The 15,508-nt window shown below is 66.1% G+C and carries 14 protein-coding genes; 7 read left to right on the top strand and 7 right to left on the bottom strand.

Features of this window, described 5'->3' with window-relative positions:
* Positions 1-2: 2 nt before the first annotated feature.
* The 6 genes from AB3X98_RS25400 to AB3X98_RS25375 form a co-directional block, all read right to left on the bottom strand.
* Positions 3-1,139 carry an alkene reductase gene (locus AB3X98_RS25400; RefSeq protein ID WP_368602954.1) on the bottom strand — a complete coding sequence of 379 codons (1,137 nt, stop codon included), beginning with the start codon at positions 1,137-1,139 and terminating at the stop codon, positions 3-5.
* A 59-nt stretch (positions 1,140-1,198) separates the two neighbouring features.
* Positions 1,199-2,413 (bottom strand): MFS transporter, encoded by a 1,215-nt coding sequence (locus AB3X98_RS25395; protein WP_368602955.1) that lies wholly within the window; start codon positions 2,411-2,413, stop codon positions 1,199-1,201.
* 282 nt (positions 2,414-2,695) lie between these two features.
* Positions 2,696-3,655, bottom strand: a complete 960-nt coding sequence (locus AB3X98_RS25390) for a biotin/lipoyl-binding protein (RefSeq protein WP_368602956.1) — start codon at positions 3,653-3,655, stop codon at positions 2,696-2,698.
* A gap of 25 nt (positions 3,656-3,680) precedes the next feature.
* The gene (locus AB3X98_RS25385; RefSeq protein ID WP_254316574.1) at positions 3,681-3,881 is read right to left on the bottom strand and encodes a DUF1656 domain-containing protein; all 201 of its coding nucleotides are present in this window, start codon (positions 3,879-3,881) and stop codon (positions 3,681-3,683) included.
* The gene (locus tag AB3X98_RS25380) at positions 3,865-5,379 is read right to left on the bottom strand and encodes an efflux transporter outer membrane subunit (protein ID WP_368602957.1); all 1,515 of its coding nucleotides are present in this window, start codon (positions 5,377-5,379) and stop codon (positions 3,865-3,867) included. Before AB3X98_RS25380 ends, AB3X98_RS25385 begins: the two co-directional genes overlap by 17 nt.
* Positions 5,376-7,598, bottom strand: a complete 2,223-nt coding sequence (locus AB3X98_RS25375) for an FUSC family protein (RefSeq protein WP_368602958.1) — start codon at positions 7,596-7,598, stop codon at positions 5,376-5,378. The genes AB3X98_RS25380 and AB3X98_RS25375 overlap by 4 nt, the downstream gene beginning before the upstream one ends.
* Positions 7,599-7,987: 389 nt before the next feature.
* Here AB3X98_RS25375 and AB3X98_RS25370 point away from each other — a divergent pair, with 389 nt between their 5' ends.
* The 7 genes from AB3X98_RS25370 (at position 7,988) to AB3X98_RS25340 (ending at position 14,392) form a co-directional block, all read left to right on the top strand.
* The gene (locus tag AB3X98_RS25370) at positions 7,988-8,953 is read left to right on the top strand and encodes a LysR family transcriptional regulator (protein WP_368602959.1); all 966 of its coding nucleotides are present in this window, start codon (positions 7,988-7,990) and stop codon (positions 8,951-8,953) included.
* A gap of 189 nt (positions 8,954-9,142) precedes the next feature.
* Entirely contained in the window at positions 9,143-9,502 is a 360-nt protein-coding gene (locus AB3X98_RS25365) for a response regulator transcription factor (protein ID WP_368602960.1), read from the top strand.
* Positions 9,472-11,715, top strand: a complete 2,244-nt coding sequence (locus AB3X98_RS25360) for a PAS domain S-box protein (protein WP_368602961.1) — start codon at positions 9,472-9,474, stop codon at positions 11,713-11,715. The genes AB3X98_RS25365 and AB3X98_RS25360 overlap by 31 nt, the downstream gene beginning before the upstream one ends.
* Entirely contained in the window at positions 11,712-12,368 is a 657-nt protein-coding gene (locus tag AB3X98_RS25355; protein ID WP_254316569.1) for a response regulator transcription factor, read from the top strand. The genes AB3X98_RS25360 and AB3X98_RS25355 overlap by 4 nt, the downstream gene beginning before the upstream one ends.
* Before the next feature lie 417 nt (positions 12,369-12,785).
* Positions 12,786-13,715, top strand: coding sequence for a helix-turn-helix domain-containing protein (locus AB3X98_RS25350; RefSeq protein WP_254316568.1), 930 nt, complete (start codon positions 12,786-12,788; stop codon positions 13,713-13,715).
* Entirely contained in the window at positions 13,702-13,893 is a 192-nt protein-coding gene (locus tag AB3X98_RS25345; RefSeq protein WP_368602962.1) for a hypothetical protein, read from the top strand. The genes AB3X98_RS25350 and AB3X98_RS25345 overlap by 14 nt, the downstream gene beginning before the upstream one ends.
* A 100-nt stretch (positions 13,894-13,993) precedes the next feature.
* Positions 13,994-14,392 (top strand): DUF3331 domain-containing protein, encoded by a 399-nt coding sequence (locus tag AB3X98_RS25340; protein ID WP_254316566.1) that lies wholly within the window; start codon positions 13,994-13,996, stop codon positions 14,390-14,392.
* A gap of 103 nt (positions 14,393-14,495) precedes the next feature.
* Here AB3X98_RS25340 and AB3X98_RS25335 read toward each other — a convergent pair whose 3' ends face one another.
* A complete protein-coding gene (locus tag AB3X98_RS25335) occupies positions 14,496-15,491 on the bottom strand; it encodes a cytochrome d ubiquinol oxidase subunit II (RefSeq protein ID WP_368602963.1) in 996 nt (331 codons plus the stop codon).
* Positions 15,492-15,508: the final 17 nt, after the last annotated feature.

Here is a 15,508-nt window from a genome sequence, read left to right as displayed (position 1 = left end):
GTTCACGAGGGGAGGGCATTTGCCGCAGCCGGTTCGCCGGAGGGGGCGCCATGCGGCGGGTAATCGACATAGCCGACGTTGTCCCCGCCATACCAGCCCACCGGGCGCGGCGCGGCCAGTTCGACGTTCGCGGCGATGCGCTCGACGAGGTCCGGGTTCGCGATATACGCGCGGCCGAACGCGACGAGATCCGCGTCGCCCGTGGCGATCAGGCGATCGGCCGCCGCAGGCGTGATGGAGCCGTTGAGCATCAGCGTGCCCTGGAACGCGGGGCGCAGGGTCCCGATCATGCGGGGCAAGTCGGGTTGGCCGCTCCAGCCGTTCGTGTCGGCCGCATGCAGATACGCAATGCCCGCTTCGTCGAGCATCCGCGCGACGTAGGCGTAGGTGCCATCGGGGTTCGCGTCGCGCACGTTGTTGTAACCCGCGTACGGCGAAACGCGCACGCCCACTTTCGCGAGCGGCATGACTTCGCCCACGGCCTTGACGACTTCGGCGAGAAAGCGCGCGCGGTTGGCGAGCGAGCCGCCAAATTGGTCGTCGCGCGTATTCGTTGTCGATGAGAGGAACTGATGCAGCAGATAGCCGTTGGCGGCGTGGATTTCGACGCCATCGAAACCGGCGGCGAGCGCATTGACGGCGGCGCGCTTGTACTCGGCGATGGCCTGGATGACTTCGTCGGTCGTCATGGCGCGCGAGGGCGTGGCGTGGATCTTCGTGTAGTAGCCGTTTTGCAGTTGGCCCCACACCTGCAGTTGTTCGAGGTCGTCGTTGAGCCCCGAGGGCGAGAGCGGCTGATTGCCGTCGAGCAGCGCCATCGAACTGACCCGGCCGCTATGCCAGAGTTGCGCGAAGAGGTGGCCGTGCTTCGCGTGCACCGCTTCGGTCACGGGCTTCCAGGCCGCTACCTGGGCGTCGGTCACGAGGCCCGGCGCGAGTTCGAACGCGGCGGAGTGCGGGCTGACGTTCGTCGCCTCGCTGATCAAGAGGCCCGCCGACGCGCGCTGCGCGTAATACTGCGCCATCAGCGCGGTGGCTTCGCCGCGATGCGGCGCGCGGGCGCGCGTCATGGGCGCCATCGCGACGCGGTTGGGCAGCGCGAGGCCGGACAGATCGTAAGGAGTAAGCAAGGACGACATGGCGAGTTTCCTGTGGGGGCACGTTCTCGAAATTGAACTGCGGGTACGAACTGCGCGTTCTATCGGCTGCTGCGCACGTGGGCGCGTCCGACAAACAGAAAGTGGACGAACGCGATGAGCGGGAAAACGAGGGCAACGCTGGCAACGAGCGTCCATCCGCCGCGCTCGAACAGCGTGCTGGCGAGCGCCGAGCCGATCGCGCCGCCCACGAAGATGCTCGTCATGTAAAGTGCGTTGAGGCGGTTGCGGCTCGACGCATGCAGGGCATAGATCTCGCGCTGGCCGAGCACCATGTTCATTTGCACGGCGAAATCGAGCGTGATGCCGGTGACGACGAGGCCGAATACGCCCCATGCGGGATGCACGAGCGCTGGCAGGAACGACAGCGCGGCCGTGCTCAGGGCGACGAGCGTGGCGCGCACGGAATGACCGGCGTCGGCGAGGCGTCCCGCCACCGGTGCGGAGGTGGCGCCGATCGCGCCCACGAGTGCGAACAGTGCGATCTCCGACTGCGTGAGGCCGTACTGACGCGTCAATTCGATCGGCACCGCCGTCCAGAAGAGGCTGAACGTGGCGAACATGAGGCCTTGGTAGAGCGCCCGGTGACGCAGCACGGGCAGACTGCGCGTAAGCGCGATGAGCGAGCCGAGCAGTTCGAGGTAGGTGGCGCGATGCTCGGGACGGCGCTGCGGGATCGTGAGCGCGAGCACGGCCGTGACGAGCGCCATCAGAACCGCGGCGCCGCCGAACACCACGCGCCAGCCCAGGTGGTCGGCGACCACGCTCGCGAGCGGGCGCGAGAGCAGCACGCCGAGCAGCAGGCCGCCCATGATGGTGCCGACGATGCGTCCGCGCGAGTGGTCGGGCGCGAGGTGCGCCGCGAGCGGAATCAGGATCTGCACGGCGACGGAGCTGAAGCCGATCAGAAACGAGAGCACGAGAAACCAGCTCGCCGAATGCACGACCGAGGCCGCCGCGAGGCTCGCGATCGAGACCAGTGCGGTCGCGATCATGAGCTTGCGGTTTTCCAGCAGGTCGCCGAGCGGAACGATGAAGAACAGCCCGAGCGCATAGCCGATCTGCGTGAGCGAGACGACGAGGCTCGCGGTGTCGCCGGACATATGAAGCGAGGTGCCGATCAGCAACGTGATCGGTTGCGCGTAGTACAGGTTCGCGACGATGGCGCCGCAGGCGAAGGCGAACAGCGCGACGAGTCCCGACGTGAGCCGGACCGTTTCGCTTTTGCCGCCGAGGGTCCGTGAGGGCGTGGACATGCTAACTCCTTGAACGATGGCCTCCCGGTCTGGCGAGGCGGGACCCCGTATTCGCCGCCGGCGACCTCTGGCGCGGATAAAGGGCAACATTTGTCAGATCGGAAGGTTAGAAGAGGCGCCAGCCCTGCGGAAGCCGGACGCCACGCAATCCCACGTTGCAAAAATCGCAATGAAAACGCGGTTTCAGGCGCATTGTGCGCACGCCGGAAAGCTTGTGTTTGCGCGCTGCGGCCCGCTTTGCGGATTCGCACGATGCCGATTGGGCATGCGTTGCGTGAGCCGTTAGGGCCGCGCCGACGGCGTGAGTGTCACGGTGCAGGTCATGCCCATGGCAAGCTTGACGCCATCGGGAACACGGTCGAGGTGAATCCGCACGGGCACGCGCTGCGCGAGGCGCACCCACGTAAAGATCGGATTGACGTCGGCGAGCAGGTCGCCGCGGCTCGTGGGGTTGTCGCGATCGGCAATGCCGCTGGCGAGGCTCTCCACGTGTCCATCGATCGGCGTGCCGCCCGAGAGCAGACGCACCTGCGCCGGGTCACCCACCCGCACCGAAGGCAGTTTCGTTTCCTCGAAATAGCCGTACACCCAAAAGGAATGCGCGTCGATCAGCGCCACGCGCGCGACGCCCGCGCTCGCGAAGTCGCCGGGGTACAGGTCGAGGTTGGTGATATAGCCGTCGGCGGGGGCGTGCGCCTCGCTGCGCGCGAGGTTGAGCACGGCCGTGCGCTGCGCAACCTGGGCCGCCTTCACCTGCGCCTGCGCCGACGCGTACGCTGCCGCCGCGCCTTCATAGGACGATTGGGATTGCAGGGCGAGCGAATCGGCGTCGGCGCGGTTTTCCTCGGAAATCGCGTCGCCAGCGAGACTTGCGCGGCGCGCGGCCTGGGCGCGCTTCATCCCGTACTCGGTCTGGGCCGCCGCCATGCGCGCCTTCGTTTCGGCGAGTTGCGCCTGGGCGCGCTGGAGGTCGGCATCGGCCTGGGCGATGGCGTACTGAAAGCGCGCCGGGTCGAGCACGAACAGCACGTCGCCCTTGTGCACGTACTGGTTGTCGCGCACGCGCACGTCGCTCACGAGACCGGACACGTCGGTTGCGATCTGCACGACCTTGGCGCGCACGCGTCCGTCGCGGGTCCAGGGCGAGAACATGTAGTCGAGCCACAGCGCTCGCACGAGCGCGATGGACACGGCGAGCAGCACGAGCGTGGTGGCGGCGCGCAGGAGGGTTCGGGTATTCATCGTGGGTCACACAGTGTGGGCGCGGTCACTGACGCAACAGCAGTGACGCGCCGCTGAACAGCGCCGCGAACAGCGCGACGCGAAAGAGGCCAGGATGCCAAACGAAGCGATACAGGCCGAGCCGCGCGAACGCGAGATCGAGCGCGACGAACAACAGCGCGCAGGCCGCGAGAATGGGCAGCAAGCCCGGCACGAGCAGCGAAAAGCACTCAATCTCGCGCGGCATCGCTCGCTCCTGGATTGGGTCGGGCTGAATTCACGGAGCGCGCGGCGTCATAGCCGCCGCCCAGCGCGCTCATCAGCAACGCCCACGCGTCGAGCCGCTGCGCCTGCACCTGCGCGAGACTCTGCTCCTGCTGCAACTGCGTGTTCTGCGCGGCCAGCACGTTGAGAAACTCGCTGATGCCGCTGCGGTAGCCCGCGTCGGCCAGGCGGTATGCCGTACGCGCGGCGTCGAGCGTCGACTGGGTCGAGGCCTGCTGATCCTCCAGCGCGCGCAGCGACACCGCCTGCACGGCCACGTCGCGCATCGCGTTCACGACCGTGCGGTTGTAGACGTCCACTGCGGCGTCGCGCGACGAGACCGCCACTCCGTACTGACCGCGCCGGCGTCCGCCGTCGAAAATCGGCAGCGAGATCGCCGCGCCGACGCCATGCCCGATGCCGTCGCTATTGAGGAAGTTGAAGAAGCCGCCGAAGGTGGCCGCCGAACCGAGCGAAGCCGTCGCAAGCAGATTGATGTCGGGATAGAAGTCAGCGTGCGCGGCGTCGATGCGCTTGTCCGCTTCGAGCACGCGCCAGCGCGCCGCCACGACGTCCGCGCGATGACCGACCAGCTCCGCCGGCAACGCATCCGGCAGCGCGAGCGGCACGCTCAGGGCGAGCGTTGGCCGCGCGAGCGCGTCGCCGTAACCGGGGCCTTTGCCACACAGCGCGGCAATCGCGAGACGATCCAGCGCGATTTGCTGCTGCGCGCGTTGCAGGCGCGTCGCGCTCATGGAGAGCTGCGTTTGCGCTTGGGTCGCTTCGAGGCGGCTGCCGATGCCCGCGCGCCAGCGCTGCGTCGCGATCTCGAAGGTGCGCCGCTCCTCGTCCTGAACCGCGCGATACACGTCGGCGAGCGCGTAGTCGAGCGAAAGCTGCACATAGGTGCGCACGACGCTGGTTTGCAGTTCGACCATGGCAAAGCGCGCGTCGGCGGCTGTGGCGTGCAGATTGTCGAGCGCGCCCGCGCGGATCGCACGCTGTTTGCCCCAGAGATCGAGGTCGTAAGACAGCGTCGCGCCGATGTCGTTGCTCCACACTGTCGTGCCTCCCGGCGGCGCGGGCGTGGTGTAGCGCGCGTAGCGGCGGCGCTCGAACGAGCCATCCATGTTCGCCTGCGGCAGCGCATTCGCCCCGGCGATTTCCGTCTGGAAGCGCGCGGCCTCCACCCGCGCGGCGAGCGCTTGCAGGTCGGGATTGCCCGCCGTGGCGTCGCCCACCACGCGATCGAGTTGCTCGTCGCCCCAGTGCCGCCACCAGTCGTCTGGCGGCCATTGCGCATCGGCTTGCGTCTCGCGCAAGGCGGCGCCGGGATCGAGCGTACTTGCATCGACCATCGTCGCGTGCGTGTGGATGCCGCCGCTGTTGATGCACCCGCCGAGCAGAAGCGCCGCCGACACCACCGCCGCGAATGCGACTGTGCGCCGACCGAAAAAGGACAGCACGGTACGCGTTTTCATGCGGAACGCTCCGTGTGCGCCCAGAGTGCGAGCGCGTCGTCGCGCAGCCCCAGTTCCGTGAAGTGCAGCAACGCCTGCATGCGGCAACGGATGAGCGCTTCGTGATCGGCCGGGGCGTCACCCTGCGCATTCGGGCCCGGATCGATGCCCGGCGGCAGCGCCGCGAGCGCTTCGTCGGTGGCGGCGAGCGCACGTCTCGCGCGCTCGGGCGCGGGCGCATCGAACAATTCGGCCAGCGCCTGGAGCCACGCTTGCAGACGATCGGCCCACGCCGCGGGCAGCGAGTCGCCAAGCTGCTGCGTGTCGAGGCGCATCAGGATCATCGCGCGGCCCGCTTCGAGCACGGCAAATGCCCACGCGATCATACGCTCGCGATCCACGCGCGGATCGGCGGGCGCGGAGGCGATCTGCATGATGCAGTCGCGCACTTTCTGTTCGAACGCGTAGAGCAGATCGTCGTCCAGTTCGCCGTCGCGCGCGTCGCTGGTAATGAGGGCGCGCACGTCCGCGAGGTAGCGGCGCGCAATCCATTCGCCCGCGCGCGGCGCGAGCACGGAAAACGCCACGGCGGCGGTGGCGATCCCGCAAAGCAGCGCAAAGCCCGTGTCGAGATACGCGCTCGGGTTATAGACGGCCGGATTCGAAATGCCGACGATGAAGCAGAAGTAGATGTTGAAGCCGAGCCCTAGTACGGCCGTCCTCGGGAACGTGTTGAGGTAGCCGCCGACCATCACGACGATGGCGGTCGCCGCCGCAAGCAGCGTGAAGGTGCCGAGATGGGGCAGCGCGAAAAAGCTGAAGCCGAAGCCGGTGAGCCAACCCGCCAGACAGCCCATGAAGATTTGCCACGCGGCCATGGGCGGGTCGGGTACGAGCGCGAACAGCGTACTCGTGATGGCCACCGCGACGATCGCGGTCGCGCCGCCAACCCAGCCCGAGGCAACCCACACGGCGCCGACCAGCAGGACTGCGAGCGCCGCGCGAGCGCCTGCGACCAGCGCGGCCGTGCGGTTAGCCACCGCGTGCTGGCGCGCGATACGGCTGATCGCCTGAAGCACGGAGACGTTCCAGGGCAGGCGGTCGGCGTTGCGCGCTTCGATATAGCGGCGGCAGAGCAGGCGCAGATCCGCTGTCATGAAAAGGAGCGCGGCACCGGTGCTCGCCACGACCCGGCGTTGCGATGGCGGCAGATCCGCGAGCGCTTGCAGTTGCGCGGCGAGCCGCGCGGGCAGCGCCGCTTCGAACGCGTCGAGTTGGGGGAGCAAGGCGGCCACGGCGGCGTCCGTGATGCCTGGCGCGCCCGCCTGCGCAGGCATGAGCGCGAGCGTCGCGTCGGTCAGCGCCGCGATGGCGGCCTGCGCGCGGGGATGCGCGTCGGCGATCGCGTGCGCCTTGAGGCGTTGCAGTGCGTAGAGCCACGTGACAGTGTCGAGAAAGCTGCGGTCGAGATCGAGAAAAACGGAATGCAGGAACCGCATCGACGGATCTTCGAATAGCGCGCCGGTGCGCAGCAACTCGACGTTCGCGCGCTCGCTGATAAGGCCCAGCAGCGCGTCCGCCTGCGGAGCGGCCGACGAGGGCGTCTGCGGCATCGACGTCGCGTGTTCGAGCGTCGTGCGCAGGGCGCCCAGCAGATGCGTGAAGCTCACGCGGCTTGCCGCAGCGAGCGCCGGCGCGACGTTACGCGGCAGCACGATCGAACTCACCACGCTCGCGCACACCACGCCGATCGCGACCTCGCTGATCGTATAGACCACGTTGTCGAATACGCCGTACGGATTCGATATCGCGGGCATCGCCGTGATCGCCGTGGCGAAGCCGGTGAGCACGAGGCCGTAGGACTGGAAATTGCGAAAGTACGCCGAGCCAAACGCGCACAGTCCGATCCACGCCGCAAGCGCGAGAAAGAAGGGCAACGGCTGCTGGGCGAATAACGCGATCAGAACGAGGCCCGCGAGGCTCCCGCCCACCATGCCGAGCCCGCGATAGAAACCGCGCGCGATCACGATGCCGCTTTGCTGGTGCATCATCACGATTACACAGGAAAGCATGGCCGTGGCCGGCGAGCGCAACTCGAGGCGCATGCACAGGCCCATCGAAAGCGCGACCGCGAGGCCCACCTTGACGATGTGCAGAAAGCGCGGCGGGTCGTCTTTCCAGTACGCGAGCCATTCGTCGCGCAGGCGCGGCGGTGTGGCGCCTGCGGGCGTCACGTTCATGGGTGTCCTTTTCAATGTCGGTTGCGCGTGCGTCATGCCGGCGTGGTCCGCCGGCAATTCAACCTGTCCGGTGCATCAGTCGATGCGCGTCCGGAAGAATTGCACAGGGCAAAAATGTTTGCGCTTAAGCGCCGGGCGCGGCTTCGGTAGCCAGTCCAACGATAGCAACGCGCTTGCGCCGGCACCATCAGCCTCTGATATGTCCGTTTCAGACCATCGATTGACGTTCCATACCTTGGTTTAGGTTGGGCGCACGGCGTCGTTCGAATCTGAAAACGCCGGCAGAAATCACGCACCTCGACTCGCCGGGCTGTCCATCATCCACCTCGTCGCCAGGTTACGAGTCCCGGCATGCGCTACGGCGCCATTCACAAGTGGAGAGTCTCGCTATGGACATGTTCAAGTCACTCAAGGCATTTATCGCTGTCGGGCAACTGGGAAGCTTCACGCAAGCCGCGCGTGCGTCGGGCTTGTCGACGCCCGCCGTGAGTCGTGCCGTGTCCGACCTCGAAGGCGCGCTCAAGGTACGGCTGTTGAACCGGTCCACCCGCAAGGTGAGTTTCACGGAAGAGGGCGCGCTTTTTTTTGCGCCGCTGCTCGAAGGGATTCAATTGATCGAATCGGGCATGAGCGACGTGTGCCGCTCGAACGCGGCCCTGCGCGGCGTGATTCGAATCGGCGCGCCACCGGTGATAGCGGGCACCATGCTCTCGCCGCTCATCGCGGCCTTCAGCGAGCTGCATCCTGAGATTGAATTCGATGTGTCGATCGACGAACGCCACAACGAGACGCTCGACGAACAGATCGACGTGGCCGTGCGCGTGGGCGTGGAGCCGGACTGTAGCTGGATCGTGCGCGCGCTCGGCACGCTCAAGCTGGTGCAATGCGCCGCGCCCGCGTATCTGCGCCGGCGCGGCGCGCCGCGCACGCCCGATGAACTGGCGCGACATCGCTGCATCGGGCTAAGGGGCTCGCGCGGTTCGCGCGGTTCGCTTGCCCAGGCCTGGGAGTTCGCCGCGAGCGGCGTGCCGCTTAGTTGCCCGATCCAGGCGGTCGCCACCTTCAACGAGGTGAGTGCCATCGTGCATGCGGCGCGCGCGGGGGTGGGCATAGCGCAGCTTCCGCAGTATCTCGTGCGTGGCGATCTTGCGGCGGGGCGTCTGATGAGCGTGCTGCCCGACTATGCGAGCGAGCGCCGCAAGGTGCTGCTCTGCTATCCCAGGCGCGCGCCCATGCCCATGCGGGTGCGAAGTTTCATCGATTTCGCCTTCGCGCGCCTGAGCGACGAACTGCACGGCGCGCCACGACCCGCCATGCTCCCGCAGCACGCGCCGCAGGACATGGCGCTTGCGTGAGGGCAGCGCCGCTCGAGGCCCGACGAGTGAAACGTTACCCGCTTCATACTTAGATATAGTTGTCACACATCGAGATATAGTGTTACTCGACGACGCCCCTATCTAAGATAACGAACATGAGCGGTCAGCACTTCTCGAGCCCCGCCCGAAACGCTGTACTGGACGAGGACCATTCGCTTGCAAACCCCCATGATAGTTTCCATCGTCGACGATGACGAAAACGTGCGTCTCGCGACTTGCAGCCTGCTGAGGTCGCTGGGTTGCGACGTTCGGGTGTATGCATCGGCTGAGGCGTTTCTGGATTCCGGCCGCCTTGGCGACGTAAACTGCGTGATTTCCGACGTGCAGATGCCCGGCATGGGCGGCATCGAGATGCAGCGCAAGCTCGCCGAACTGGGGTGGGCCCCGCCCATTATCTTTATCAGCGCATTCGGCTCCGAGGCGCGGCGCAAGGAAGCGCTCGCCAATGGCGCGCTGTGTTTTCTCGACAAGCCGGTCAACGGGGATGCGATCCTCGCATGCCTGGAAAAACTCAGTCGTTCCACTTGAACGCCACGCTCATCCGATCCGACGCCATTCGGCATCGGCCCGAAGGGGGCCTGGTCCTCTGGCTCGCCGCGCTCGTCGCGCTCGGCGTATTCTGCGTCGACGCGTTCACGCCGCTCGATATCGCCGTTGCCGTCTTCTATGTCGTGGTCGTGCTGCTCGTCGCGTCGAGCGGATCGAGCATGGCCGTGGTGGGCACCGCGGTCACCGTCGGCGTGCTCACACTCGCGGGCTTCGTCTTCTCGCACGGCAGCGACTATACGGGCAACTCGATCGCGCGTTGCGTGGTGAGCCTGCTCGCGATTGGCTCGACCTCGTTCCTCTCGCTGCGTAATCTCGCGAAAACCGTGCAATTGCACGAGCAGATCGATATGCTCAACCTCACGCACGACGCGATCCTCGTCTACGACCTGGGCGGCAAGATCACGTTCTGGAATCACGGCGCGGAAGCGCTCTATGGCTGGAGCGCAGCACAGGCCGTCGGCCAGCGCATCCACGATCTCACGCAAACTCGAGCCGCCGCGCCGCTCGACGAGATTGACGCCGCGCTGCTGAGCAATGGTCACTGGTCGGGCGAACTGCAACGCGTGCGCTGCGACGGTCGCGCCGTGAGCGTCATGAGCCGGCTTGCCGTATGGCGCGACGCCAAGGGCGAGCCGCGCGCGATACTCGCGACGAACAACGACATCACGCTGCAAAAGCAGATGGGTGAGGAACTCGCGGCGCAGCAGAAGGAATTGCGTGCGGCGATTGACGCGATTCCGGGCATGGTTTGGAGCGCTCCGAACGAAGGCGACGTGGTGTTCGTGAACCGGCGCTGGCAGGAGTCCGGCATCGACACGAAGGACCGGGACATGGACCTGTGGGCGGCCCTCGTGCATCCGGACGACTTGAGCCGCATGCGCGGCGACTGGCGAGCCTCGGTCGCTTCCGGCCGGCCGCTCGACAATCTCTCGCGCGTACGCCAGCGCGACGGGCGCTACCGCTGGATGCATATCGCCGCCGAGCCGCAGCGCGACGCGAGCGGCGCGGTGCGCCGCTGGTATGGTGTGAACACCGATATCGAGGCGCGCAAGCGCGCGGAGGATGCGCTCACGCGCAGCGAGGCCTTCCTCGTCGACGCGCAGCGGCTGAGCAAGACCGGCAGTATTGGCTTCGCGCCCGCGAACGGCGAGATGATCTGGTCGAACGAGGCCTGGCGCATCTTCGGCTACGACCCCGCATCGGAGATGACGCCAAGCCTTGCGCTCATTCTCGCGCGCACGCACCCCGACGACCGCGCCCAGGTCGAAGCCGCGCACGGCGGCGGCGCCACGCTCGCGCCGCTGATCGATCTGGAGTACCGGCTGGTGATGCCGGACGGCGCGCTCAAATACGTGCACTATGTCGCGCATCCAGGGCCGCCTGCATCGACCGGTCTCGCCTATGTGGGCGCGCTCATGGACATCACCGACTCGCGCCAGACGCAGGAGGTACTCGCGCGCTCGATGGCAGAACTCGCGCACGTGACGCGCATGACCACGCTCGGTGAAATGGCGGCCTCGATGGCGCACGAAGTCACGCAGCCCATGGCGGCCGTGGTCACGTCTGGCGACGCCGCGCTGCGCTGGCTCAACCGCATCGAGCCCGATGTCGACGAGGCGGCGCGCTCGATCGGGCAGATGATCAAATCGGCGCGGCGGGCCAACGAGATCGTGCGCCAGATACGCGCCATGGCGCAAAAGTGTCCTGCAGCATTCACCTGCATCGCGCTGGACGACGTCGTGGACGAAGCCGTGGAACTGATGGCGCGCGAATTCCAGCGCAACGGCGTGTGCTGCGACGTGCAGCGCGCGCGTGAAAAAGCATTCGTTCATGCGGATAATGTCCAGTTGCAGCAGGTAGTCATCAATCTGCTGATGAACGCGGTGCAGGCGATGGCCGAACGCGAGCGCGCGCCGCGCCGCGTTGTCGTCGCGACCCATAGGCTGAACGAACAGGAGGTGCAATTGAGTATCGAGGATTCCGGCCCCGGTATCCGCGAGCAAGATCGCGAACGCCTGTTCAATCCATTCTTTACAACAAAGGCAAACGGCATGGGCATGGGACTGTCGATCTGCCGCTCGATCGTCGAAGCGCATGGCGGCAGCATTGGCCTTGACGCGCCGGCGGCTCACGGGGCGCGCTTTTTGATTACACTGCCGCTGGAATCCGCACAAGAGGAGCTTGTCACATGAACGTTCAGCGCGATGCAGGGGGCTTGGCGCCGGGCCGGCTCGTCTACGTGGTCGACGACGACGACTTGATGCGCGAGGCCGTGGGCACCTTGCTGCGCTCGGTTGATCTGCCGGTGCAGACGTTCGCATCGGCGCGCGAATTTCTCGCCTTCGAGCGGCCCGACGTACCGAGCTGCCTGATTCTCGACGTGCGCCTCAAAGGGCAGAGCGGCCTTGCGGTGCAGGAGCAGATTGCGCAGAGCGATCTGCGCATTCCCATCATCTTCATGACCGCACACGGCGATATCGCCATGACGGTCAAGGCCATGAAGGCGGGCGCCACGGACTTTCTCGCCAAGCCGTTTCGCGATCAGGACATGCTCGACGCCGTCGATCACGCGCTCGCGGCCGATGAAAAGCGGCGCAGCGCCGATCGCTCCGTTTCGGACCTGCGCAAATGCTATGGATCGCTGACGCAGCGCGAGCGCGAAGTGATGGCGCTGGTGGCCTCGGGGCTGCGCAATAAACAGATTGCCGCCGAAATGAATTTGAGCGAAATCACCGTGAAGATTCATCGCGGCCAGGCGATGCGAAAAATGGAATCGAATTCATTCGCCGATTTCGTGCTCAAGGCGAAGACGCTTGGCATTAGCGCGTCCGCCGACGAATCCTGAATCGCAACGCTCCTCATATCTCCCGTTTTCCACGCTTGCACGCCCGCCGATTTCCGCCAATGCGCGAATGACCGGGCGCGCCGCCGTTCATGGAATTTTCAATTCCTTCTACCACGCTTTTTATCGGCGGCTCATACCAAGGTATGAGCGGATCAGTGCACGGGGAATAAGCGGCCGACGGAAATACGGCGCGCGCGGGGTACCTCGGCCTTCATTCCGTACTACGGGATATTTAGACGGGCATTGGGTTAAACGTCGGTATGAGTGCCTCAAACATTCACGCCAAAGGCGCAATCCATTGTACGACTAGTGGGCGCGATATTCGTCGGGTAAGGTGGAGCCTGATCACATTACTCATCGTCGTGGCGCTTCAGGTCGGAACTTGGACACGACGGCGGCGAGAAAGGAGCGAATCTCATGAGCAATCTGTCCGACTGTCTTGTGCCGTCGCGCGCGGCGCGCCAGCCGATCGACGCGGAAGCCGAATGGCGCGTACCGGGCGACAAGCTGCAAACGTCGCCCGAGATGCGGGTCCTGCGCTGGTCGCGCAGGCCGCGCGTGCCGCTCGATGTCGTGAGCGATGGGCATGCGTCGATGCATTGCGTGGCACTCAATCTCAAGTGCACCGTGGTCGATTTCGATTACGGCGCGCGTCCGCTGATTCGTGGGCGCGTGTCGGCGGGCGTCGCGCATGTGGGCGCGCCCGGTGTTGCCGCGCGGGCGTGCTTTTTGTCGCCATGCGACGTGCTGCATCTGTACGTGGCGCAAAAGGTGCTCGAGGAATGCTACGCGGACCTGTTCGAGCACGCGCACAACGGCGACCTCGTGCTCGGCGACGGCCGCTTGCTGCGCGACCCCGCGATCGAGCGCCTGAGCCAGGCGCTAGCGGTTTCGCAGACCAGCGACGCCGCGCTTGGCAAGGTCTTTACGGACAGCGTAAGCCTCGCCATCGTTTCTCGCCTCGTGAGCCGCCAGTACGCGGGAACGTCGCGCAGCGCGCGCGTCGCGGCCGAGTTGCCGAAATGGCGCATGACGCGCGTGATGGAGTACGTCGACGCGCATCTCGGCGACCCCATCGGGCTCGCGGAAATGGCGCAGAGCGCGGGTCTTACGCGCATGCACTTCGCGGCGCAGTTTCGCGAGGCTTGCGGCCTGCGCCCGCATGAATACCTGCTGCGCCGGCGCATCGACCACGCACAGTCGCTGCTGCTCGGCTCGCAGCACAACGTGCTCGACGTCGCGCTCGCCTGCGGCTTTCGCTCGCAGGCGCACTTCACGACCGTCTTCAAGCGTTTCGTGGGAGAGACGCCATATTCCTGGAGGAAAAGCAACGATGGGCTTCGATAGCGACCTCGTGCGCTTCATGGCGCACAGCACGCAGTATCTGCTCGGTCATCTTCCCACGGAAGCGGCGCACGAGCCGAAGGTGGAAACGGCGGTGCTCCCGTCGCCCGCCGAGTGCTTGCCGGGTGTCGAGTCGCCGCATGGATTTGGCGGCATCGAAGCGGAACCTCTCCTCGTCTGAAGCTTGACCGTTGACGCTGCCGCCGCGAATGGAACTTTGGCGCAGCGAGATCCCAGAATTCACAGCAAAGTTGAACGCGGTTACAACAGGAGTCCGAAATATGGAAGCGCAAACGCAAGTTGTCGACCCGTGGCAAATGACGATTGGCCTGCTTGGGTTGTTGTCGGGCGAGACGTGTCCGAGCCAGCCTGTTCCGGCGGCGCGCAAGCCCGCTTCGCGCCGCAGCGCCGACAAGCCCGTGCCCGGCCTCACGATCCGTGTGCTGGAGCGCGCCACGGCCACGCGCGTCACGCTCGCCTGGCGCGATCCCGCGCGGTGCGCGTATTGCGATCAGGAGTGGTATCGCACCCGCGCGCGCCGCTCGGGCGTGTGCGCAGTGAGCGGGCGCGAGATCCGGCGCGGCGAGCACGTCTATCGCCCGCGCCCGATGCGTCCGCAGGCGCTCAACGCCGACGCGATGATCCATAGCCTCGTTCTCGACGAAGCGGCGCGCACTTGAGGTGGAAACCACGCCCTAGCGCGATAAGAGGCGAACATGAAAGAGGGGCGCTCCGCACGGAGCGCCCCTCTTTCATTGGGCGTTCGGAACAAACGCCCGCGTCTCAAGCGTTTTCCTCCGCGTGTGCGGGCATGCTGACCTTGCCGCGGAAGATGTAGTACTGGTAGAGGTTGTAGCCGATCATGACCGGAAACACGAAACCGATGCCGATCAGCATGAAGGTGAGCGTCGCGCTATCGGAAGCGGCGTCGATAATGCGCAGCTTGCCCGGCACGAAGTCGGGAAAGAGGCTGATGGCGAGACCCAGAAACGAAATCAGGAACATCGCGATGGTGGCGCGAAACGGCAGGGCCGACGCCGTGCGCCGCAAGCCGACCAGGATCGCGACGAAGGCCAGCGCCGCGAGCAGGCCGAGCGCGCCAAGCATGTGCACGACCGGTGCTTGCGACCAGCGGTCGTGGCCCACGCTGCTGTAGAGCCAGGTCGCGGCGCTCAGCGCGAGTGCCGCCGCCACGCACACCTTGGCGTACACGTTTGCCGCGCCGCGCGCCCACTGCTCGAGCGGGCCCTGAGTCTTCTGGATGAGCCATGTTGCGCCCAGCAGACAGTAGCCCGCGATCACGCCCACCGCCGAACAGGCGACGAAGAGCGCGCTCACGGGACCGGGTTCGAGCGCGGTGATGACCTTGCCGAGAATGACGCCCTGCGCGGCGGCCGCCACGACGCTGCCGAAGCCGAACACGCGGTCCAAGAGGGCGCCGCGCGTCGCGCTGTGGCGGAATTCGATGGCCGCGCCCCGCATGATGAGGCCCGCGATCAGCACCATCACGGGCACATAGAGCGCTTGCATGAGGAGGGCGTAGGCGAGCGGAAAGGCGCCGAAGAGTGCGCCGCCCACCACGACGAGCCAGGTTTCGTTGGCGTCCCATACGTGGCCGATCGAGGCGACCATCACGTCGTGATCGGCGCGCTCGCGGCGCAGGAGCGTGAGGATGCCGACGCCGAGATCGAAGCCGTCGGTGACGACGTAGAACGCGAGCATGAGACCGATGAGGCTGAACCAGGTATAGGCCAGCATGACATGCGTGGAAGTATCCATGAGGGTTCCTTCGTCCT

Origin of the sequence: Paraburkholderia sp. BR14312, assembly GCF_040948675.1 — a bacterium.
Taxonomy (GTDB): domain Bacteria; phylum Pseudomonadota; class Gammaproteobacteria; order Burkholderiales; family Burkholderiaceae; genus Paraburkholderia; species Paraburkholderia nodosa_A.
The sequence above is the reverse complement of the archived record's forward strand: the minus strand, read 5'-3'. Positions and strand labels throughout refer to the sequence as shown.